Annotated in this window: 17 protein-coding genes and 1 tRNA gene; 9 read left to right on the top strand and 9 right to left on the bottom strand. The window is 69.6% G+C overall.

Annotated features, from left to right (window positions below; genetic code table 11):
• Positions 1-82 precede the first annotated feature (82 nt).
• Positions 83-439, top strand: a complete 357-nt coding sequence (locus tag BLU81_RS38675) for an STAS domain-containing protein (protein WP_092553003.1) — start codon at positions 83-85, stop codon at positions 437-439.
• 189 nt (positions 440-628) lie between these two features.
• Here the strand turns inward: BLU81_RS38675 and BLU81_RS38680 are convergent, their stop codons facing one another.
• From BLU81_RS38680 to BLU81_RS38690, 3 genes are read right to left on the bottom strand one after another with little or no spacing between them, the layout of a single operon-like run.
• Positions 629-2,140, bottom strand: a complete 1,512-nt coding sequence (locus tag BLU81_RS38680) for an MDR family MFS transporter (protein WP_231953719.1) — start codon at positions 2,138-2,140, stop codon at positions 629-631.
• Positions 2,141-2,192: 52 nt separating this feature from the next.
• On the bottom strand, positions 2,193-2,771 hold the full coding sequence (locus BLU81_RS38685; RefSeq protein WP_197686024.1) for a TetR/AcrR family transcriptional regulator: 579 nt from the start codon (positions 2,769-2,771) through the stop codon (positions 2,193-2,195).
• Positions 2,772-2,812: 41 nt separating this feature from the next.
• Complete coding sequence (locus BLU81_RS38690) at positions 2,813-3,271, bottom strand: hypothetical protein (RefSeq protein ID WP_092553009.1); 459 nt, start codon at positions 3,269-3,271, stop codon at positions 2,813-2,815.
• A 72-nt stretch (positions 3,272-3,343) separates the two neighbouring features.
• Between BLU81_RS38690 and BLU81_RS38695 the strand changes: the two genes are divergently transcribed.
• The 4 genes from BLU81_RS38695 to BLU81_RS38710 all read left to right on the top strand — a co-directional run bounded on the left by BLU81_RS38695 (position 3,344) and on the right by BLU81_RS38710 (position 7,436).
• Positions 3,344-3,697 (top strand): nuclear transport factor 2 family protein, encoded by a 354-nt coding sequence (locus BLU81_RS38695; RefSeq protein WP_092553012.1) that lies wholly within the window; start codon positions 3,344-3,346, stop codon positions 3,695-3,697.
• A gap of 48 nt (positions 3,698-3,745) precedes the next feature.
• The gene (locus BLU81_RS38700; protein WP_092558262.1) at positions 3,746-5,212 is read left to right on the top strand and encodes a serine/threonine-protein kinase; all 1,467 of its coding nucleotides are present in this window, start codon (positions 3,746-3,748) and stop codon (positions 5,210-5,212) included.
• Positions 5,213-5,298: 86 nt separating this feature from the next.
• Positions 5,299-7,173 (top strand): capsular polysaccharide synthesis protein, encoded by a 1,875-nt coding sequence (locus tag BLU81_RS38705; protein WP_092553015.1) that lies wholly within the window; start codon positions 5,299-5,301, stop codon positions 7,171-7,173.
• 23 nt (positions 7,174-7,196) lie between these two features.
• Complete coding sequence (locus BLU81_RS38710) at positions 7,197-7,436, top strand: hypothetical protein (protein ID WP_092553018.1); 240 nt, start codon at positions 7,197-7,199, stop codon at positions 7,434-7,436.
• A 5-nt stretch (positions 7,437-7,441) separates the two neighbouring features.
• Here the strand turns inward: BLU81_RS38710 and BLU81_RS38715 are convergent, their stop codons facing one another.
• On the bottom strand, positions 7,442-8,368 hold the full coding sequence (locus tag BLU81_RS38715; protein WP_092553021.1) for an LLM class F420-dependent oxidoreductase: 927 nt from the start codon (positions 8,366-8,368) through the stop codon (positions 7,442-7,444).
• Between the two features lie 93 nt (positions 8,369-8,461).
• On the opposite strand from BLU81_RS38715, the gene BLU81_RS38720 reads away from it, so the two are divergent.
• On the top strand, positions 8,462-9,457 hold the full coding sequence (locus BLU81_RS38720; RefSeq protein ID WP_231953720.1) for an ABC transporter substrate-binding protein: 996 nt from the start codon (positions 8,462-8,464) through the stop codon (positions 9,455-9,457).
• On the opposite strand, the gene BLU81_RS38725 is transcribed toward BLU81_RS38720, so the two are convergent.
• Positions 9,450-10,196, bottom strand: a complete 747-nt coding sequence (locus BLU81_RS38725) for an ABC transporter ATP-binding protein (RefSeq protein WP_092553024.1) — start codon at positions 10,194-10,196, stop codon at positions 9,450-9,452. The two genes, BLU81_RS38720 and BLU81_RS38725, sit on opposite strands and share 8 nt — an antisense overlap.
• A 45-nt stretch (positions 10,197-10,241) precedes the next feature.
• On the opposite strand from BLU81_RS38725, the gene BLU81_RS38730 reads away from it, so the two are divergent.
• On the top strand, positions 10,242-11,006 hold the full coding sequence (locus tag BLU81_RS38730) for an ABC transporter permease (RefSeq protein WP_092558266.1): 765 nt from the start codon (positions 10,242-10,244) through the stop codon (positions 11,004-11,006).
• Positions 11,007-11,019: 13 nt separating this feature from the next.
• Positions 11,020-11,958, top strand: a complete 939-nt coding sequence (locus BLU81_RS38735; RefSeq protein ID WP_092553026.1) for a helix-turn-helix domain-containing protein — start codon at positions 11,020-11,022, stop codon at positions 11,956-11,958.
• Here the strand turns inward: BLU81_RS38735 and BLU81_RS38740 are convergent.
• Complete coding sequence (locus BLU81_RS38740; protein ID WP_092553029.1) at positions 11,943-15,425, bottom strand: S8 family serine peptidase; 3,483 nt, start codon at positions 15,423-15,425, stop codon at positions 11,943-11,945. The genes BLU81_RS38735 and BLU81_RS38740 overlap by 16 nt on opposite strands.
• Positions 15,426-15,859: 434 nt before the next feature.
• Here BLU81_RS38740 and BLU81_RS38745 point away from each other — a divergent pair, with 434 nt between their 5' ends.
• Positions 15,860-18,130, top strand: coding sequence for an ATP-binding protein (locus BLU81_RS38745; RefSeq protein WP_172890706.1), 2,271 nt, complete (start codon positions 15,860-15,862; stop codon positions 18,128-18,130).
• 21 nt (positions 18,131-18,151) lie between these two features.
• Here BLU81_RS38745 and BLU81_RS38750 read toward each other — a convergent pair whose 3' ends face one another.
• From BLU81_RS38750 to BLU81_RS38760, 3 genes are all read right to left on the bottom strand, one after another.
• Positions 18,152-19,384 (bottom strand): type II toxin-antitoxin system HipA family toxin, encoded by a 1,233-nt coding sequence (locus BLU81_RS38750; RefSeq protein ID WP_092553035.1) that lies wholly within the window; start codon positions 19,382-19,384, stop codon positions 18,152-18,154.
• Positions 19,381-19,677, bottom strand: a complete 297-nt coding sequence (locus tag BLU81_RS38755) for a helix-turn-helix domain-containing protein (RefSeq protein ID WP_092558268.1) — start codon at positions 19,675-19,677, stop codon at positions 19,381-19,383. The genes BLU81_RS38750 and BLU81_RS38755 overlap by 4 nt, the downstream gene beginning before the upstream one ends.
• 706 nt (positions 19,678-20,383) lie before the next feature.
• A tRNA-Arg gene (locus BLU81_RS38760) sits at positions 20,384-20,455 on the bottom strand.
• Between the last annotated feature and the right edge of the window lie 53 nt (positions 20,456-20,508).

Below are 20,508 nucleotides of genomic sequence, written 5' to 3' on the forward strand. Positions count from 1 at the left end.
ACGACCCCTCTTCACGGTCGGCGCGACCGTGTCCCGCGGAAGTCGGATCCAGCCCCGGCTGGACGCCAGGAAGAGGGCAGCTGTGTATCTGCCGATCACGATCCGCCAGCTTGCCGACGGCACTGTCGAGATCGCTCCGAGTGGAGAGATCGACCTCGACAACGCTCACGTCATGAGGGACGCGGTCAACGACGTCCTCACCACGATGACGCCGAGTCGGATCTGTCTGGACCTGCAACGGGTGATGCTGATCGACAGCATCGGCATCGGGATTCTGGTCGCCTGTTTCCACACCGCCGCGGCGAGTGGGGTGAAACTGGTAGTCAGCCACCCGAGCGCCACCGTCTACCGGCAGTTGTGGGTGTCCGGCCTGGTCGGCCTGCTCGGTTGTGCCGAGCCGCCGAACCCGCGCACCTCAGTCGGCCTCCGGCCGTCCTGATCACGTCGGCCTGCCCTGCCCGACCGTTTCCGCCCCCAGCCGCCGTCGGCGGTCACGACCGAGCGTGGTGAGTTAGGGCTCGATTCGAACCGCAACTCACCACAGCCGGTCGGGACGGGCCGAGCGTGGTGAGTTGGGGTGCGGATCGAACCGCAACTCACCACGATCAGTCCCGGAGCGCGGCGGCTTTCAGTGCGTCAGGGTCTGCTCCTGCGCCAGGCGTTCGTCGCCGGACAGGTTCGACAGCGGCTTCTCCTTGATGAAGACGACCGCGATCACCGCGAGGAACGCGATCGGGGCGCCGATCAGGAACAGGTCGGCGGTGGCCGTACCGTAGATCTCCTTGATCACCGCGAGCACCTCCGGCGGCAGTGTCTGCAGGTCGGGGACCTCGCCGCCGCCGGCGGCCGCCGGGCCGAACCTCTCGGTGAACAGCGCGGTGACCCGGTGGGTCAGGACGGCACCGAGCGCGCTCACCCCGATCGAACCGCCCATGCTGCGGAAGAACGTCAGCGCCGAGGTGGTGGCCCCCAACTCGGCGGCGGGCACCTCGTTCTGTGCGGCCAGCACCAGGTTCTGCATCAGCAGGCCGACACCGACGCCGAGCACCGCCATGAAGACCGAGATCACCGGCACGCTGGTGTGCGCGTCGATCGTGCTGAGCAGGAACATCCCGATCGTCATCACGATCGAGCCGCTGACCAGGAAGATTTTCCACTTGCCGAACTTGGTGATCAGCGCGCCGGCCACCGTGGAGGAGATCAGCAGGCCGAAGACCATCGGCAGGCCCATCAGGCCGGCGGCCGTCGGGGTCTTGCCGAGGGAGGTCTGGAAGTACTGGGACAGGAAGACCGTGCCGCCGAACATCGCCACACCGACCAGCACGCTGGCGATGATGGCGAGGGTGACGGTGCGGTGCCGGAAGATGCCGAGCGGGATGATCGGCTCCTTGGCCTTCGACTCGGCCCACACCGCCAGCCCGAGGATCACCACTCCGCCGATCACCATCGCGGCGGTCTGCCAGGACGCCCAGTCGAACTTGTCACCGGCCAGGGTGGACCAGATCAGCAGGGTGCTGACGCCGCCGGTGATCAGCAGCGCGCCGAGCCAGTCGATGCTGACCTGCTTGCGGGTGGTCGGCAGGTGCAGGGTGCGCTGAAGCAGGGCGATCGCGATCAGCGAGAACGGCACCCCGATCAGGAAGCACCAGCGCCAGCCGAGCCACGAGGTGTCGACGAGGACGCCGCCGATCAGCGGTCCGGCGATGGTGGCGACACCGAAGACGGCGCCGAACATGCCGGAGTACCGGCCCAGTTCGCGTGGCGGGATCATCGCGGCCATCACGATCAGCGCGAGCGCGGTCATGCCACCCGCGCCGACACCCTGGATGACCCGGCTGACCAGCAGGATCTCGACGTTCGGGGTGAAGCCGGCGACCAGTGAGCCGACCACGAAGAGGCCGAGGGAGAGCTGAATCAGCAGCTTCTTGCTGTAAAGGTCGGCCATCTTGCCCCAGAGCGGGACGGTGGCCGTCATGGCGAGCAGTTCGGTCGTGACGATCCAGGTGTAGACGGACTGGCTGCCGTTCAGGTCGGCGATGATCCGGGGCAGTGCGTTGGCGACCACGGTGGAGGCCAGGATGCTGACGAACATGCCGAGCATCAGACCGGAGAGGGCCTGGATGACCTCCCGGTGCGACATCCTTCCGGATGATGCGGCGGTTTCGGGTTCTACGGTCTTCATCGCACTTCTTTCAGATACTGGCAAGGATGGCGAAGGCTTCACGGACGTGTTCGATCAGTGGCCGGCTGTCGCGGTCGTCGGCCCAGCGGCACACCGCGACCCGGACCGCCGCGTTGGCGACCGCCGCGGCGACCGGCGGGAACGGGTGGTCCGGGGGCAGGCCGTCGCGTTCGGTGATGGCTGCGGCGAGCCGCTGCTCAGCGGAGGCGGCCGCGGCGATGAGCAGCGGCAGCAGGTGCGGGTTGGCGCCGATCACGCGCATCCGGAGCAGCCAGAGGTCCCGGTCGTGCTGGATCTGCGCGAAGGTCGGCGCGAGTGCCGCCAGCAGGGCGTCCGGCAGCGGGCCGTCCGGCAGCCGGGGCTCGTCGAGGCCCTCCATGGGGTCGCCGACCAGGGCGTCCTCTTTGGTGGCGAAATAGTTGAAGAACGTGCGTGGCGACACTTCGGCCGCCGCGCTGATCTCCTCGGTGGTCACCCGGTCGGCGCCCCGCTCGTCGGCGAGACGGAGCGCGGCGGTGATCAACGCGAGGCGGGTCTGCCTGCGCTTGGTCTCCCGTCGGCCGGGCATGGCTGTGGAATCCGCGTGCACGCGGTGACTTTAGAGCCAAACTTGCAGTTTCTGCAAAAAAGCTAGTCGTTGAGTTGTGCCCGTTCGATCTCCGCGAGGGCGGCGGTCCACCACGGCGCGATCGGGCGGCCGGCCAGCAGGTCGGCGAGGAGCACCGCCGCGTGCCGGGCCAGATCGTCCGGCTTCGGAGCCGGGCTGCCGTCCTCCTCCAGCACGCCGAGGGCCCCGGCCAGCAGCCAGAGGACCACCTGCGGATCGGCGTCCGGCCAGGAACGGACGGCGCTCGCCAGAGTGGTGCGCACGTCGTCGGCGGCCAGCCCGTCCGGGTGCCCGTCCTCCAGTAGCAGGCGGACGGTGGTGCCGAGGACCAGGCCGGTCCGCGCCGGGTCGAGTGCCGCCAGGTCGGCCGTCGCCTCGTCCAGGGCGCCGGTGTCCCCGGCCTGCACAGCGGCGACGGCAGCGGTGGCCGCGGCGGCGATCGGGCGGGCCGGTGCGGGCAGATGCCGCCAGGTATCCGTCATGAGCCGACCCTACGGCCGCCCGGCTGGCACTGTTAGGAAGGGCTGGCCGGGTGGAGATGGAGGGCGCCGGGGATGACGAGTCTGGACGCCGTGACGGCGTGGGTGGGGAAGTACCGCAAGGCCTGGGAGTCGAACGATCCGGAAGACATCCGGGACCTGTTCGCCGAGGACGCCGCCTACTTCACCGAGCCGTACGCGAAGCCCTGGGTCGGCCGGGAGGCGATCGTGACCGGCTGGACCGCGCGCCGGGACCGTCCGGGGACGACCACGTTCTCCTGGCATCCACTGATCGTCACCGAGGAGATGTCGATCATCGAGGCGGCCACCTCCTATCCGGAGCGCCGCTATCGCAACCTGTGGATCCTGCGACTGGATCACACCCTTCTGGCCCGCCAGTTCACCGAATGGTGGATGCGGGAGGCGTAGTGGCATTCGCGTGTGCGGATCGGCGATTCTTTCGGCAGACTGCGACGCGTGGCGGAGGATCGGAGACTCGGCGGCCGGTACCGGCTGATCAGTGAACTCGGCCGTGGTGGCATGGCTGTCGTCTGGCGCGCCCAGGACGAGGTGCTGGACCGTCCGGTGGCCGTGAAAGTCCTGGCCGGGCGCTTTGTCGGCGACCCCCGCTTCCGGGCCCGGATTCTGCACGAGGCGCGGGCCTCGGCGACTCTCTCACATCCGAACATCGCACAGATCTACGATTTCGGGGAATCCGGCGAGGTTCCCTACGTGGTGATGGAATTGATCAACGGGCCGACACTGGCGCAACGGGTGGCGCAGGGCCGGATTCCGCCGCGCACGATCTTCCGGATCTGTGGCGAGGTGGCCACTGCGCTTTCCGTCGCGCACGAGGACGGGCTCGTGCACCGCGACATCAAACTCGCCAACATCATGGTCACCGGCTCCGGCGCCAAGGTGGTGGACTTCGGTATCGCCGCGGTGGCCGGCCCGGCCTCGCCCGACGACGTGCTGTTCGGCACCCCCGCGTACCTCGCCCCGGAACGGCTCACCGGCGGCCCGGTCGAACCGGCCTCCGATGTCTACGCGCTCGGGGTGCTGCTCTACCGGCTGCTGGCCGGGGTCGCGCCGTGGAGTGCGGAGACCACCACCCAGATGCTCAAGGCGCACGTCTATCAGGAGCCGCGGCCGCTGCCCGAGCTGCCGGGCGTGCCGCCGGAGGTCGCCGGGCTGGTCGGCCGGTGTCTGGCCAAGGACCCGGCGAACAGGCCGGACGCGGCGGAGGTGGCGGGCCTGCTGGGTGACGCCGCAGAGGCCGCCGGTGCGATGCGGACCGCGGCGGTACGACCGGGCACGGCACTCGCGGACCATGTCGCCGACAGCCGGACGACGCGACCGTCACCCGTACCCACGCGGTGGAAGAAAGCCCGGCCGGCTGCCGCGGCCCTGACGCTGGCGCTGCTCACCGGCCTGCCTCTGCTCTTCTCCGGAAAGGCGGGTGGCCCGCCTGGATCACCGGGCGCCGTCGCACCGCCCGCGTTCTCACCCGAGGTGACCCGGACCGCACCGAAGAACCCGGCCCCGGACCGCCCGCGAGACAGCGCCGACCGTCCGGAGCGAACCGCGGCGACCAGCGACGGAACCGGCCTCCGATGGCCCAGCCTGCCGACCGAACCGGGCTCGTCATCGATCGGCCCGGAGGCCGTCCCGCCACCGTCCGTGTCGGTGTCCACGTCATCGTCGGCGACTCCTGAGCCCTCCGGGAGCCGCCTGGAGTCGCCCGGTGGGTCGGTGCTGGTCCGGTGTGTGTCGGCCGGTGCGGAGTTGCTGGCGTGGGATCCGGCGCCCGGCTTCACCGCGGAGCGCGTCGATCCCGGCCCCGGCCTGACCGCGGTGGCGGTGTTCGCCGGCGACCTGTCGCGGTACCGGATGACCGTGACCTGCGTGGCCGGTAGCCCGTCGGCGGTGGTCCTGCCGCTGTGAGCGCGATCCGCACGCTACGTCCGCTCGCTGCCCGAACGCTCCCGATGTCCGACTAAACTGCGGCGGCACGCTGCGAAGGGACATCTATGACGGCGACCGCACCCACCGACCAGAGCATGATCGCCCGACTCCGTGGCGCTCTCCGTCGTACCCCGCCGTCGCAGCCGGTCGCCGTCGCGGCCCCGCCGTCGCTGGTCAACCTGGTGCCGGACCCCGGTTTCCGGGGTGATCCGGATGGGTTCGCGGTGCCCGAGCGAGTCGCCGCGGAGCGTGCCGAGGTGCCCGGCCGGCCCGGGGTGCACGGTCTGCGGGTGAGCGCCCTGCGCGGCAACGACACGTCGATCGCGCCGGGTGGGATCGCGCTGCGGCCCGGCACCTACACGGCCGGAGTCTCGCTCTTCCTGGACGAACCGTTGCACAGCCCGCCACGGCTGACGGCGGAGTGGACGATCGGTGACGGCGAGGCCGCCGAGCCGGTGCGGTCGGTGCCGGCCCGCAACGAGTTCGGGCATCACCGGATCACCGTGACCTTCACCGTTCCGGCCGGGGTGCAGGACGCCGGGGTCTGGCTGACCGCCGGGAGCGGCGCGGTGACCTGGTACGACTACGCGATCACCGAGACCGCCGGGCCGGTCGCCCATTTCACCGGCGCGACCCCGGGTGACGCCGTCTACCGCTACGAGTGGACCGGCGAGCCGGACGCGTCCCCGTCACGCCGGACCTTGTTGCCCGGTGCCGTCCCGGTCACCCTGACCGCGGAGGAAGCCGATTTCCTGCGGGAGCAGCCGGACGGCGACCCGATGGCGGCGGCCCGGATCGCATTGGCCGAGGGCGACCGGGAAGCCGCGGTGATCCAGCTCCGGCGGGTGGTCAAAGCCGGTGACCCGGACGGCACGGCCGCCTGGGAGCTGGGCCGGATCGCGGTGTCCGAGCAGCGCTGGGCGGCGGCCGAGCAGTTGCTGCGCGGCGCGGTGGCCAAACGGCCGGAGGCCTTCGAGCGGGGGTACGCGCTGGCCCACGCCTACGACAAGCTCAAGCGCCGGGACGACAGCCGCCGGACCGCGGCGGCCGCCCTGGCACACGACACCAAGTTGCCGTTCGACGGCCCGGCCCTGCTGGACTCCGACGTCACCGCCTTCGGGGCCCGCCGGGAGCTCGGTGTCTTCCTCTCCGAGCACCTCGTCCAGATCCGGGTACAGGCCGAGCAGCGGCTGGCCCGGCCGGTGCGCAGCACGTTCGACCAGCCGATCTTCGTCTACTGGGCGCAGGGTTTCGCGACCGCGCCGCCGGTGGTGCGAGCCTGTCTCGCGGCGCTCCGGGCGACGAACCCGTCGGTGCACGAGCTGAGCCGGGACACCATCGGCGCCTACGTCGACGTGCCGCCGGACCTGGCCGCGGCGGTCGGCGACGATCATGCGCACTTCTCCGACCTGCTGCGGATGCTGCTGCTGGAGAAGTTCGGCGGGATCTGGGTGGACGCCACCGGTTTCGTCTCCGAGCCGCTGCGGCCGCACGTCGACCGGGCCCTGGCGAAGAGCAGTGTGTTCGCGTTCAACTACACCGGGCCGTACCTGTCGAACTGGTTCCTGGCGAGCCGCCCCGACAGCTACGTCATGCATCTGTGGCGGGCCGCGTCGTTCCTGTGGTGGGAGAAACGGGCCGAGTCCCTCGATCCGCTGCTGCATCACCATGTCTTCGAGATGCTGCACCGGCTCGACGACCGGTTCCGTGCCGAGTGGGACGCCGGGCTCCGGCTCAACGCGACCCCGCCGCACACGTTGCAGACGATCATGCTGCGGCCGTACGAGCCGGAGATGTTCCAGACGATCGTGGAGGGGGCGTTCGTGCACCGGCTGCGCCACCAGTTCCGGCCGGAGGAGATGGGCAGCGAGTCGTACCTGGCCCGGATCATCCGTGGCGATCATCAGGATGCGCTTCGCGAAATCAAAGAGAACTGCTAGCCGGAATTCCTAATGTTCGGCACATGATCCGTAACGCCGTCATGCCCGTGGAAACCGCCGGAACGCAGATATTCGTCGATTCCACCGGGCGCCGTAAACGTCTCCTCGCCGTCGCCGGCTTCCTGGTCGCCCTGGTCGCGGCCCTCTACATCGCCATGGTCGGTGCCAGTGTGGTGCGGGTTTCGGACGCTGCCCTGAACATTCGGGCGAGCGCCCTTCCGGCGACGTCGGTGAATGCGTCGAGTGCTGCCGTGAATTCGTAGTCCGCTCACGGCAGGTGTGGCAGGACCTCCGCGGCCAGCAGATCCAGGTGGTCCAGGTCACCGAGGTCGCGCAGGCGCACGTAGACGCGGGTGGCGCCGATCTCGGCGTACTTCGCGATCTGATCGACGACCTGCTCGGGGGTGCCGGTGATGGTGCCCTCCGGCGGCAGCGCGGACGACTCGTCCATCGCCTCCTGCCGGCGCTTCGCCTCGGCGCCGGTGCGGCCGCACGCCACCGCCAGCCCGACCGACAGCACCAGCGGCGGTTTGGTCCGGCCGTACTGCTCGCAGGCCTCGGCGACCCGGGCGTACTGGGCGGCACTCTGCCCGACCGGGGTGAACGGCAGGTTGAACTCGTCGGCGAAACGGGCCGCCAGCTGCGGTGTCCGCTTCTTTCCCCGGCCGCCGACGATCACCGGCGGGCCCGGCTGTTGTACCGGCTTGGGCAGGGCCGGAGCGTCGATGAGCTGATAGTGCCGGCCGCTGTAGGAGAACCGGGACGGCGCCGACCACAGCCCGGTGATCACCGCGAGTTGCTCCTCCAGCAGGTCGAAGCGCTGTTTCGGAGTGTGGAAGGGGATGCCGTACGCCTCGTGCTCCTTGCCGAACCAGCCGGCGCCGAGCCCGAAGTCGATCCGGCCGCCGCTCATCTGGTCGACCTGGGCGACGCTGATCGCGGTGACCGCCGGGTGCCGGAAGGTCGCGCAGGTGAGCAGGGTCCCGAGCCGGATGGTGCTGGTCTCTCGGGCCATCGCGCCCAGGGTGACCCACGAGTCGGTCGGCCCCGGGTACCCGTCCGAGTCGTGCATCGGCAGGTAGTGGTCGGCCCGGAAGAAGCCCTCGAATCCGGCCGCCTCGGCGTGCTGTGCCGCTCGTAGCAGCTCGTCGTAGGTGGCGCCCCGGTGTGGCTCGGTGAAGATGCTGACGCGCATGGCCGGAGAGATTACCCAACTCCTGTCCAATTTGGAGGCTCTCTCGTACTCTGTGCCCGCAAAGCCCGGATCATAGAGAGAGGCGTGGATCTGATGAGAACGTTCCGCGGAGTCGCGGCGGTACTGGCTGCCATGTCTGTGGTGGCGGTGGCCGGGTGCAGCGGCACCTCCTCGGAGGAGCCTGAGGCGGGGAAGACGAAGGTGAAGTACCTCACCGCCTTCAATGCCTTTGGGCGTGAGGCGTACGCCTTCGTGGCCGACGAGAAGGGCTACTTCGCCGAGCAGGGCCTGGACGTGGAGATCGCGATCGGCTCCGGGTCGGGGGAGAACATGGCCGCGCTCTCCTCCGGAGCCGCCGACTTCGCCCCGGTGGACTCGACCGGTTACATCCTGACCAAGGCCACCGGCAAGGTCAGCGGTGTCACCGCGATCAGCGCGATCCAGCAGAAGTCGATGGTCGGCATCATGACCCTCGAAGGCAACGGCATCACCACTCCGAAGGATCTGGAGGGCAAGGTGATGGGTGACCAGGAGGGCGCCACCACCACGATCCTCTTCCCGACCTACGCCAAGCTGGCGGGCATCGATCCGGCCAAGGTGAAGATCATCCCGGTGGCCGCGCCGGAGCTGGCCGGTGCGCTGGGTGCGAAGAAGGTCGACGTGATCGGCCAGTTCGTCGTCGGCAAGCCGCTGATCGAGAAGGCGGCCGGTGGCAAGGCCGCGGTGGCCCTGCCGTTCAGCGACGTCATCACCGACCTGTACGGCCACTTCCTGCTGACCTCCGACAAGATCGCCAACGACGATCCGGAGCTGGCCAAGAAGTTCACCACCGCCCTGCTCAAGGGTCTGGAGTACAGCATCGCCAACCCGGCCGAGGCCGCTCAGATCCTGAACCAGGCGCAGCCGGAGACGGACGCCGCGGTCGCCACCAAGGAGCTGGAGATCATGGCGCCGTACGTCAAGGGCGACGGCACCGAACTCGGCACGGTCGACGCCGCGCGGGTCACCCGGGTGATCGAAGTGCTCACCGGCGCCGGTTCGGTTCCCGCCGGTAAGAAGCCCGAGGAGTTCGTGAAGATCCTCAAGTAGCCCGGTCCATCAGCAGCCCGTGCAGCCGGGCCGAACAGCGTGCCAGCTCCTCGGTGTGCTCGTTCTGGCCCAGGCTGCGCGGGCGGGGCACGTCGATCGTCACGATCTCGGCGATCCGGCCCGGACGCGGGCTCAGTACCACCACCCGGTCGGCCAGCAGCACCGCCTCGTCGATCGAGTGCGTCACGAACAGCGTGGTGGTGCCCTGCTCCATGTGCAGCCGCTGCAACTCGACGGTCAGCTCCTCACGGGTCAGCGCGTCGAGCGCGGAGAACGGCTCGTCCATCAGCATCACCCGCGGCTTCTGGATCAGCGACCGGCACAGCGACACCCGCTGCTGCATGCCGCCGGAGAGTTCGTGCGGCATCGTCGACTCGAAGCCCGCCAGGCCGACCGTGGCCAGCAGTCCCCGGGCCCGATCGACGTGCGCCTTCCGCTTCCATCCGAAGATCTCCACCGGGAACAGGACGTTGTTCAGCACGTTGCGCCACGGCAGCAGAGCCGGCCGCTGGAACTGCATGGCGATCTCCCGCCGCCGTGCGGTGTCCACCGTCACCTTTCCACCGGTCGGTTCCAGCAGCCCCGCCACCAGGCGCAACAGGGTGGATTTGCCGCAGCCGGAACGGCCGACGATCGCCACGAACTCACCCTCGGCGACCTCCAGGTCGATACCGCGCAGCGCCTCCACCGTCCCCCGGCGCCCGGAGAACGTGCGCGAAACGTCATCGATCCGGACCATCGTCCCGTTTAGACTCACCCGCTCAGCATAAGGATGGATCCTTCGATGGTCAGACGAGCCACCGCCCTGGTACTCCCCGTGGTGACCCTGTTCGCCCTGGTCGCCGCCTGGTATGTGCTGGTCCGGGTCTACGACGTCCCGCCGCAGGTGGTGCCGTCGCCGGAAACCGTCGGCAGTGAGCTGTTCCGGCTCCCGGAATACCTGGCGACACAGTCCTGGTACACGTTCCGTGAGGTCTGGTTCGGCTTCGGCATCGCGGTGGTGGTCGGGGTCGCCCTGGCCCTGGCGATCTCCTCGTCCCACTTCGTCGACCAGGCAGTCTCGCCACTGCTGATCGGATTCAACGCCATCCCGAAGATCGCCATCGGCCCGATGCTGGTGATGTGGTTCGGCTTCGGCATGGAACCCAAGATCTTCGTAGTGGTCCTGCTCTGCTTCTTCCCGATCGTGCTGTCCACCGCCGCCGGCCTGCGCTCCGTCCCGGCCGAGATGATCGAGTTGACCCGGTCGCTGGAGGCCTCCAGGATCAAGACCTTCCTGAAGGTACGGGTACCGTGGGCGCTCCCACAGTTCTTCACCGGCCTGAAGCTGGCGATCTCGCTGGCGTTCGTCGGAGCCGTGGTGGGCGAGTTCATCGGCGGCGGCCGCGACGGCATCGGTTACGTCATCGTCTCCGCGAAGGCCCAGATCCAGACCGGTCTCGCCTTCGCCGGGATCTTCCTGCTCGCGTTGATGAGCATCTTCTCGTACTACCTGGTGATCGCCCTGGAACGCCTGCTCCTGCCCTGGGCCAGAGAGACCACGTCCTGATTACAGTGGCGGGATGTTGAGCGAGACCGAGCAGCGCGCCTACCGTCTGCTGGTGCGCCTCGGCCGCGCGGCGACCGCCGATCTCGTCGCACACGGCGCCGTGCTGCCGGAGGAGACCGAGGCGGTCCTGGAGTCGTTGCGGGCCAAGGGCCTGATCGGCCCGGGCCCGGTCCACCACCCGCTGCCGCCGGACGTCGCCCTCGGCGACGCGCTGCTGCGCCGCCAGCAGGATCTGCAGAACGCGCAGCAGATCGTGGCCGGACTGAGCGAGGAGTACCGCACCCACGCCCGACGCCGCGACGCCGAACACCTGGTCAGCCTGGTCGTCGGGGCCGGGCCGCTGCGGCAGCGGCTGCGGGAGATGCAGAACGACGCCCGTACCGAGATCCTCTGGTTCTGCCGGGCCAACCCGCTCGCGATGGCCGGCACCGACAACGCCGAGGAGGGATCGGCGCTGGCTCGCGGTGTCCGGTACCGGGCGATCTACGAGCGGGACCTGCTCGACCGGCCCGGTGAACTGGAGAGCATCCTGGAGTCGGTGGCCGCCGGCGAGGAGGCGCGGACTCTGCCCACCCTGCCGGTGCGGCTGGCGATCGCCGACCGGGAACTCGCGATCTGCCCGCTGGTCCCGGACGAGTCACGCGGCGTGGGGGAACCGACTGCCGCCCTGATCCGGTCGAGCGAACTGCTCGACGCGCTGGTGGCGCTCTTCGAGAGCTACTGGGAACGCGCGACGCCGCTCGGCGCCCAGGGCCCACCGGCCGTCGACACCTTGCTGTTGTCGCTGGTCGTCGCGGGCATGCCGGACAAGTCGATCGCCACGCACCTCGGCGTGAGCAAACGGACCGTACAACGCCGGATCGACCGTCTGATGGACCAGGCCGGTGTGGACTCCCGCACCGGCCTGGCCTATCAAGCGGCTCGCCGCGACTGGCTTCAGCCGCGGCCGTAAGCCCGGATCACCGTCTGCTTCAGCGTGTTGCCGGTGGTGTCGGTGGCGGTCACCCGCAGCGACACCGGGGACTTGCCGGGCCGGACGAGTGCGGTGCCGCCGGTCACCAGGGCGGGACGCCAGACCCGGCCGTCGTCGGTAGAGATCTCCACCTTGAGCGACTTGAGCTCGGCACTGGAGACGATCTTCACCCCGAGCGGCAGTACGCGGTAGTCGACCCGCAGCAGCGGCAGCGCGCCCGCCTCGGCCGAGGTGAACGTCCACTCGCTGTCGGTTGACGTGCCGTACACCCACTCCGCGCCGGACCGGCCGGTGGTGACCTTGAACTTGTACGACGCCTTGCCGGGAGTGCTCGTCACGTCGACGATCCCGCTGGTCCCGTCGTGGATCAGCGTCCCGTCCCGCCACAGCTTCGCGGTCACGCCGTCCTCGAAGTCGCCGGGCTGCCCGTGGCCGTCACCGTCCACGAACTCGACGACCCGCAGCCGCAGCACGTCACCGGCCCGGGTCGACCCGAGATCGGCCGGCCGGACCACCGCACCACCCCAGGTCTCCGCCCGGCGGCCCGCCCGGTAACTCACCGGCTTCTCGACGAACCCGCCCCGGAGCTGACCGAAACCGTTCCACGGGTACGCGCTGTGCACCATGTGCTGCCACACCGTGTCACCGGCGGACACCCACTCCTCCCGCACCGATGGCGTACGCACCGACCGGGACGAGTCGTTCCAGCTGTAGTCCTGCCACGGACGCCAGCCGAACCGCTGCTCACGCACCCACGGCTCACCACCGTTGTGGGCGTAGGCGGCGGTCACCCGCATGCTGTTGGCAGTGGTCACCCTGTGTTTGATCTGCGCCGGGATCTGCCCCTGAACAGCCTGGAACACGTCGTACAGATAAGGGTCGTCGGTGGTCAGGGTGAGTGTCAGGGTGCCCTTCTTCCGCAGTTTCGCCCCGTCGGCGTGCGGCACCTGCACAGTCGTGACCGGCAGCCGCTCGGTGAGCATCGGATTCCACGACGACCACGCGCTGCGGTCGGCCGGCTGGACCAGTACCACCACGCCCGCCCCACCGGCGGCGGCCAGCGCCACCTGATCGGCCACCGGCTCATCGGTCGCGTCGAGGACCACGGCCTTGCCCCGGACGTTCCGGGCATTCGGCTCGGCCACCGGGTAACGACGGGTGCCCGCGGACGCCGGGGAGTCGTAGATCATGTGCAGGTCCAGGCCGTCGGCTCGGGCGGCCGGCGCGGCCAGCTGCCACCGGGACGAGAACTCAAACGATCCTTTTCGGACCTTCGCCGTCGGTACGGTGTTCACCGCGCGCGTCCCGGCGAAGTGCATCACACCGTGCGAGATCGACCGGCCGCTCCCGGTCACCCGGTGTGCGTAGTAGCTGAGAACCGACCGCTGTTCGGCGGGCTTCGGCGTCTCGATCACGATCGGCTCACCCTTGCGGGCGTCCAGCAGGACCGCGGTGTTCCCGGTGATCTCCAGTTCCGGCAGGACCACGAAGGTGACCTCGTCACCGGGGCCGGGCAGTTCGATCAGGCCGGTCAGGATGTAGGTGCCGTCCTGCAGTGCGACGGTGGCGCCCTCGGAGTCCATCGAGCCCAGGATGTCGAACCGGCCGTCGTCACCGAAGATCGTCAGCGCCGGCACCCCGATCGGCTTCCCGTCCCGGTCCACCGCACGCACGGTGACCTCGCGAGCCGGCCCGTCGACGATCCCGCCGACCGCGGTGGTCACCCGGACGCCGGTGGCGGTGGCCGTGAGCCAGCCGCTGATCTGCGCGGGCTTCGCCTTGGTCAGGTCCAGGGTGACGGTCACCGCTGATCTGCCACCGGCCGGCACGGACACGGTCGCCGCACTCAGCGTCACCGCCGCCGGTGCCGTCAGAGCCAGAGTCACCGCGGTGGATCCGGCATTGCGATATTCGACGGTACGGGTGACCCGTCCGGCCGCCTCGCCGATCAGATGCCGCCCGAAGTCCGCCACCGGCGTGGCCGTGACCCGCTGCGTCGTCGCCCGCGTCAGGTCGACCCGGCCCGCCCCCTGGTCGTAAACGGTCGCGTTCGCACTGGTCACCGCGGTACTGACAAGCGTCTCCTTGATCCGGTCACCGGTCCAGTCCGGATGCTGCTGCGCCAGGATCGCGGCCGCGCCCGCCACATGCGGCGTGGCCATCGAAGTGCCGTCCGCGGCGGTGTAGTTCGCGTCCACCGGCTCGCCCATCGTCGTCCCCGCCGCACGCGCGGCCACGATGCCGACACCTGGGGCGGTGATCTCCGGCTTGAGTCCCAGGTCGCCGAGTCGCGGCCCGCGGCTGGAGAACGAGGCGATCCGGTTCTCCCGGTCCACCGCCCCGACGGTCAGCGCATGTCCGGCCGCACCCGGCGTGCCCACACTGGACGCCGCGCCCTCGTTGCCGGCCGCGACCACGAACAGCACGCCGCTCGACGCCGACAACTCGTCCAGCGCCAGGCTCATCGGGTCGAGCCCGTCGGTGGCGGACCCGCCGAGACTCATGTTCACCACCTTCGCGCCCGAGTCGACGGCCCACTGCATGCCCGCGATGATCTCGGACTCGTAGCCGTACCCGTCGTCGCCGAGAACCTTGCCGATCAGCAGCTGGGCACCGTACGCGACACCCTTGCGGGTCCCGCCGGACGCCGCGCCGCTGCCGGCGACGGTCGCCGCGACATGCGTGCCGTGCCCGAACCGGTCCACCACGTCGGTGCTGCTGCTGAAGTTGGCGGTACCGGCGATCCGGCCGGCCAGATCCGGATGCCCGGCGTCGACACCGGTGTCCAGCACCGCCACCTTCACCCCGCGCCCGTCCAGACCGGCCGCCCACGCGTCCGGGGCGCCGATCTGCGCGGCACTGCGGTCCAGCACCGGCTTGACCCGGCCGTCCAGGAAGATCCGCTGCTCCCCGGCCATCCGGGCCGTCGTCGTCTGCGTCTTCCAGAAGTCCGCCAGAGAGTCCTTGGCCGGGCGGACCGCGACGGCGCCGATGCTGGACAGCGCGTTTCCGGCAGCCCGCAGGCCGGCGCCGCCGGAAACGATCAGCGGCAGCGTGCCGTTCGCCGCGTCACCGTAACCCTCGGCGAGCAGCCGCTCGACGTCGAACAGTTCGGCGTCCACCCGCCCGGCCCGCACCAGCGGAATCGCGTCCGACGGCAGGACACGGAGGCCGCCGTCGCTCTCCAGCGTGTGGAAGGTGACACGCTCCCGGCCGGGCGCCGGGGTGACACTCGCGGTGTGCCGCCCGTCGGCGCTCCGGCCTATTCGTACGGTGTCGCCGGTGATCAGGGTGAGTGCCTGCTCCGGCGAGTTCTCAGCGGTCGACGGGGAAGCGGTCGACCCGGATGCAGTCGACGGGGATGTGGGCGAGGGCGGGGCGGCTGACGCCGGTGCCGGCATTGCGGCGACGCCCACCAGGACGCCGGCCAGCAGACGACCGAGCATGGGAACTCCTTAATGCGTTGTTCACTGCACGCATCATCGGGTCCCTCTATTGACACAGATGTTTCGTAGCGCTGACGGCCCCTGGCCATGGCGCGATGTGGACATCCCCTGACCACGTGGTGACTTCCGGTTCGCTGCGCGCCCGAAGTCACCACGCGTTGGCGGGTCGCCTTCGGTGTGGTGACTTCCGGTTCGCTGCGCGCCCGAAGTCACCACACCGAAGGCGGGACACCTCAATACCGCGACTCCGGATATCGGAGCGGATCCGCGGCTGCCCGCAGCCAGGCGATGACGGCTCACCCTGTCGTGTCGGTGAGTCTTCACGGCCCCCCGTTCGGCCTGCGGGAACAACCATCGGGATCAGCTTCCACCTTGGCAATCCTTCGGTCGGCCCACCAGAGACTTCACCGGTAACTCACCCGTACTATCTCGGGGTGACACCAGGATCGGCGTTCGGGCTCGCCGTGCGGGCCCACCGGCGGCGGCTCGGTCTGTCGCAGGAGGACCTCGCCGCGCGGATCGGCATCAGCATCAGCACGATCGGTAAGGTGGAAGCCGGCCGGATCAGCCAGCCCCGACCGGTCACGGTGCGCCTTCTCGCGGACGCTTTCGGATTGACCGGCGCCGAGCGGGACGAGTTCTGCCAGGGGGCCGACGGAGCGCCCACCACGGCGGCTCCTCGGGTCGCGTCCCAGCTGCCGCCGGACGTGCACCCCTTCACCGGCCGCGCCGAGGAACTGACCAGACTGGACACCCTGCTCGACGGCGCCGGCGGACGACCGGCCGTGGCCGTGATCTCGGCACTGTCCGGGATGGCCGGAGTCGGGAAGACGTCCCTCGCGGTGCACTGGGCTCATCGGGTCGCCGAGCAGTTCCCCGACGGTCAGCTCTACGTCAACCTGCGCGGATTCGACCCCTCCGGCCGGATCATGGATCCGGCCGACGCCATCCGCGGGTTCCTGGACGCCCTGGGTGTACCACCCGATCAGATCCCGGCCGGTCCCGACGCCCAGGCCGGCCGATACCGGAACCTGCTCGCCGGCCGGCGCTTCCTGGTAGTGCTCGACAACGCCCGCGACGCGGAGCAGGTCCGGCCCCTGCTGCCCGGCACCTCGTCCGCCCTGGTCCTGATCACCAGCCGCAACCAGCTCACCGGTTTGATCGCCACCGACGGCGCGCACCCGCTCCAGCTCGGGGTCCTGAGCCCCGAGGAGTCCCGCGACCTGCTGAACGAGCGGCTCGGCGACGAACGGGTCACCGCCGAACCCGGCGCTCTACCGGACATCGTCGAAGCTTGCGCGGGATTGCCGCTCGCGTTGAGTATCGCCGCGGCCCGGGCCCAGCAGTCCGGATTCCCGCTGGCCGCGCTCGCCGCCGACCTGAACGAGGCCGGCCACCGCCTCAACGTGCTGGACGCCGGCGATCCCCTCAGCGACGTACGGGCCATCTTCTCCTGGTCGTACGCCACTCTCACCCCACCGGCGGCCCGCCTGTTCCGGTTGCTGGGCGTGCAGCCCGGCGCCGACCTGTCCACCTTCGGGGCCGCGGCCCTGGCCGGTGCGCCGGTGGCCGAGACACGCCGGCTGCTGTCCCAGCTCACCCGGGCGAACCTCGCCACCGAACGCCTGCCCGGTCGCTACACCCAACACGACCTGCTGCGCACGTACGCCGCGGAACTGGTCTCGCCGGACGAAGCCGACGCCGCGGTCGTCCGCGTCCTGGCCCACTACGTGCACGCCGTCTGTACGGCCAACCGGCTCCTGCACCCCAACCTGAAACCCATGGCCGTGCCACTCGGGCAGCTGCCACCCGGTGTCACGCCCGAGCCGATCGCCGGCCAGCAGGCAGCCATGGCCTGGCTGGCCACCGAACACGCCAACCTGCTCGCGGCCGCGGCACACGCCGCCGCCGCGAACATGCACGCCTACACGTGGCAGCTCGCCTGGGGCCTGGACACCTTCCACTACCGGCAGTCACACCCGCAGGATCAGGTGACCACCTGGCGGGCTGCCGTCACCGCGGCCGAGCAGCTGGACATCCCCGGCGCGCCCGCCTACACGCACCGCCGGCTCGGCGAGGCCTACCGCCGCCTCGGCCGCCCCGACGAGGCGTTCGCCCACGCCCGGGAGGCTCTGCGCCGCTACCGGGACGCCGGCGAACTGGCCGGCGAGGGAGATGTGCACCTCGACCTGTCGATGCTCGCCGAACATCAGGGCGATCTGGAAGAGGCACTCGAACACGCCGAACACGCCCTCACCGCCTACCGGTCCGGCGAGACACTGCCGGAGGGGCGGAGCGACCGGGGGATAGCCCGATCCCTCAACACGGTCGGCTGGTTCCGCACGCTGCTGGGCGACCATGTCGCGGCGCTGGGCTTCTGCCAGGAGGCGCTCGCCATCAATGTCGCACTGGGCAGCCAGGAGAGCATCGCGTTCACCTTGGACAGTCTCGGCTACGCCTACCGGCAGCTCCGTCGACACGCGGAGGCCATCGACCACTATCGGCGCGCCGCCGACGGCTTCCGCCGGCTCGGCGACGCCCCTTTGACGGGCGCGGCCCTGGAACGTCTAGGCGACACCCACCAGGAGGCAGCCGACCCCGAAGCCGCCCGCGAAGCCTGGTCCCAGGCGTTGGCCGTATACACCGAACTCAACGACGAGGCGGCAGTCCACGCTCTGAAACAAAAGCTCCACGCCGGCCTTTGACCCGGTCCGCCCAACGCGAACTCAGCTGAGGCGTACGGCATCGATGGTGTGGCTCAGGGTCGGCTCGAAACGGGCTATCTCTGCCTGCGCGATCCCGTTGCGACGGGCAATCGAACCCCAGTTCGCGGCGGCGTCCGCCACGTCGCGGAGGATGGTGCGCGCCTGTTGATCCGTCAGGCCGAAATTCTCCGCGTACACGAGAAGTGCGCTGACCTCGTCCGCCGGACGGGTCGCTCCGCCGACGCTGGTCACCCGCTGTGCCGCAAGTTCCGGGTTGGGGTTGACGTCGAAAGCGGGAGCCAACCGCCAGCCGGAAGCGCGGCGCAGGAATCCGTGGTTACGAAGGTGGTCGTCGGTGTTGTGGATGGCTATGGAGAACGCGATCCGTCGCCACAGCTGGCGGAGATCTTCAACGGCTGAGGAACTGTTCTCGGGGAGAATCTCAGCGATCTCGGTGTAGTCGCGGGGTTGCCCGTCCTGTGCTTCCAGCAGCGTCATCGAGCTGATGTACCCGATACGGTTCGGGCCCTCCCGGTCGAACCGGTCGAGCAGCAGCACCGGGCTACCGTCGATGCCGACCAACTGCCTTCCCGGTACGGGGATCCCTGCGGCTTCCGCTAGGTCAAGAGCGGTCTTCTCCCACGCGATGACGCTCCATCCGTCGGAGTGGTGCGGAAACTTCGCGATCATGAGGCGTTTGTCGTCGCGTACCGAAGCCTTGGGGCGTGCTCCACCGAGTGAGCCTGTCCCGGCGTCCAAGAGCGTCTTGATGGCGTCCAGGTTGTCGGGCTCGTCGCGGGCCACAGCGTTGGCGGCATGGAGCAGCGTGGGCAGCGCGATCAGCTTCGGTACATCCGGCGAAGGGTGCTGGAACACGTCATCGGCGTCTGTCTTGAAGCGCAGCGCCCCCTGCCGAGTCTCATCACTGACGCCGAGCAGGTAGTCCCGGTCGTCCAGGGTCGGCATGGCCCGACCCTCTACTACCGCCTCGGCGCGAAGGCGTTTGGCGATCAGGTTTCGGCCCCAGCGGTCGGGGGCCGCGTCGCTGAAGGCTCCTGGGAGTCCTTGCGGCAGGGGCCAGGCTCCCGTTGCCAGGCCGAGGGCGGGATCGACGGCATAGGCGCCGGGCAGCGCGAGGTAGTCGCGCTCGTAGGAGAAGGTTGCCGTCAGCCGGCCCCTGCGAAAGTTGAAGTGGGCATCGCCGGCGGCCACGGTTCGTCCGGCGAGCTCGACGTAGGTGCGGAGCCGGCTCACTGACGCACCCGCTTCGGCAGCGTCTCGTCGGCGCGCGCGCGGCCGAGGTCGGTCTCATAGGGATCCGTCGCTTTCACGAGGGCATCCAGCACACCCAGGGCTCTGGCCACGCTCAGCAAAGCCTGCACCCCGACTCCGGTGTCCCCGGTCTCTACCCGGCGCAGGGTCGTCCGCGATATCCCAGCTCTCTCGGACACCTGCAGAGCAGTGAGTCCTTGCAGCTTCCGCCAGGCCACGAACTGCTCACCGATGCTCTTGGCGGCCGCGCTCACTCGTACGGAGGGCCGAGGCATGACCACACCTTCATCTTAAGGGTCAGTAACATAACCACTATACGACTTAATGGCCAGCATAGTGTCCTTAAGCAAGGTCTCCACGACCGGCCCGATGGAGCATCTCCGGCGTGGGGTCTGGGCTTGGGCCGACTCGGTCCGTGCCGGGCATGCGCTGGTCAGGCACGGCGCGGCCAGGGAGCCCGTCGGGTGATGTCCGACAGGTCTGGATCGGCGAGATCGCCGCGGTATCCGTTCGGCGGAACAGCTCACGGCTGATGACCTCAATAGACCCGTCATCGCGCAGCGGGTAGATCCATCGCTTCGGCGGCCCACCCTGACGCGCTCGCGAGTACGTGAGTGTGACGTGGAGTCCTCGAAGGGCGTCGCCGTCTGGAATCCTCCCCTTAAGGATGGGGGGGGAATCTACACACCTAGTACTGATCTGTAGCTACTTCTTCCCGCTTTAGGACGCGGGAAGGCCGCCGCGATTCGCGCCATGCCGGTCCCGCCAGACGTGGAGCAGCCGGGGCGGTGTGGAGGGTTCAGGCCGTACGGGAGCAGGTGAAGTAAGCCGAACCGAATCACCCACCGCAACCGCAACGATCGTGCGGGGTCCGGGGGCGCAGCCCCACGGCGTGGAGTCTGAGGCTCGGGCCTCAGGGGAGAAAAGCACGATGGGCACCGGTCCGCGCTTTCCGCGGACACAGGTGCCCAATCCCAATCGTGCCCCCGGCAGGATTCGAACCTGCGCTTTCGCCTCCGGAGGGCGACGCTCTATCCCCTGAGCTACGGGGGCTCAGTGGTTAGAACCCTAGCAGGTCTCTCCGAGGCCCCGCCAACGGGTTCGGC

Origin of the sequence: Actinoplanes derwentensis, from assembly GCF_900104725.1 — a bacterium.
In the GTDB taxonomy this organism is placed as follows: domain Bacteria; phylum Actinomycetota; class Actinomycetes; order Mycobacteriales; family Micromonosporaceae; genus Actinoplanes; species Actinoplanes derwentensis.

Coding starts and splice junctions, on each gene's coding strand:
- BLU81_RS38705 (WP_092553015.1), top strand. CDS start 5,299: ATGACGGCGACCGCACCCACCGACCAGAGCATGATCGCCCGACTCCGT.
- BLU81_RS38730 (WP_092558266.1), top strand. CDS start 10,242: ATGGTCAGACGAGCCACCGCCCTGGTACTCCCCGTGGTGACCCTGTTC.
- BLU81_RS38755 (WP_092558268.1), bottom strand. CDS start 19,677: ATGCCTCGGCCCTCCGTACGAGTGAGCGCGGCCGCCAAGAGCATCGGT.
- BLU81_RS38735 (WP_092553026.1), top strand. CDS start 11,020: ATGTTGAGCGAGACCGAGCAGCGCGCCTACCGTCTGCTGGTGCGCCTC.
- BLU81_RS38695 (WP_092553012.1), top strand. CDS start 3,344: ATGACGAGTCTGGACGCCGTGACGGCGTGGGTGGGGAAGTACCGCAAG.
- BLU81_RS38710 (WP_092553018.1), top strand. CDS start 7,197: ATGATCCGTAACGCCGTCATGCCCGTGGAAACCGCCGGAACGCAGATA.
- BLU81_RS38725 (WP_092553024.1), bottom strand. CDS start 10,196: ATGGTCCGGATCGATGACGTTTCGCGCACGTTCTCCGGGCGCCGGGGG.
- BLU81_RS38690 (WP_092553009.1), bottom strand. CDS start 3,271: ATGACGGATACCTGGCGGCATCTGCCCGCACCGGCCCGCCCGATCGCC.
- BLU81_RS38715 (WP_092553021.1), bottom strand. CDS start 8,368: ATGCGCGTCAGCATCTTCACCGAGCCACACCGGGGCGCCACCTACGAC.
- BLU81_RS38740 (WP_092553029.1), bottom strand. CDS start 15,425: ATGCTCGGTCGTCTGCTGGCCGGCGTCCTGGTGGGCGTCGCCGCAATG.
- BLU81_RS38680 (WP_231953719.1), bottom strand. CDS start 2,140: ATGTCGCACCGGGAGGTCATCCAGGCCCTCTCCGGTCTGATGCTCGGC.
- BLU81_RS38720 (WP_231953720.1), top strand. CDS start 8,462: ATGAGAACGTTCCGCGGAGTCGCGGCGGTACTGGCTGCCATGTCTGTG.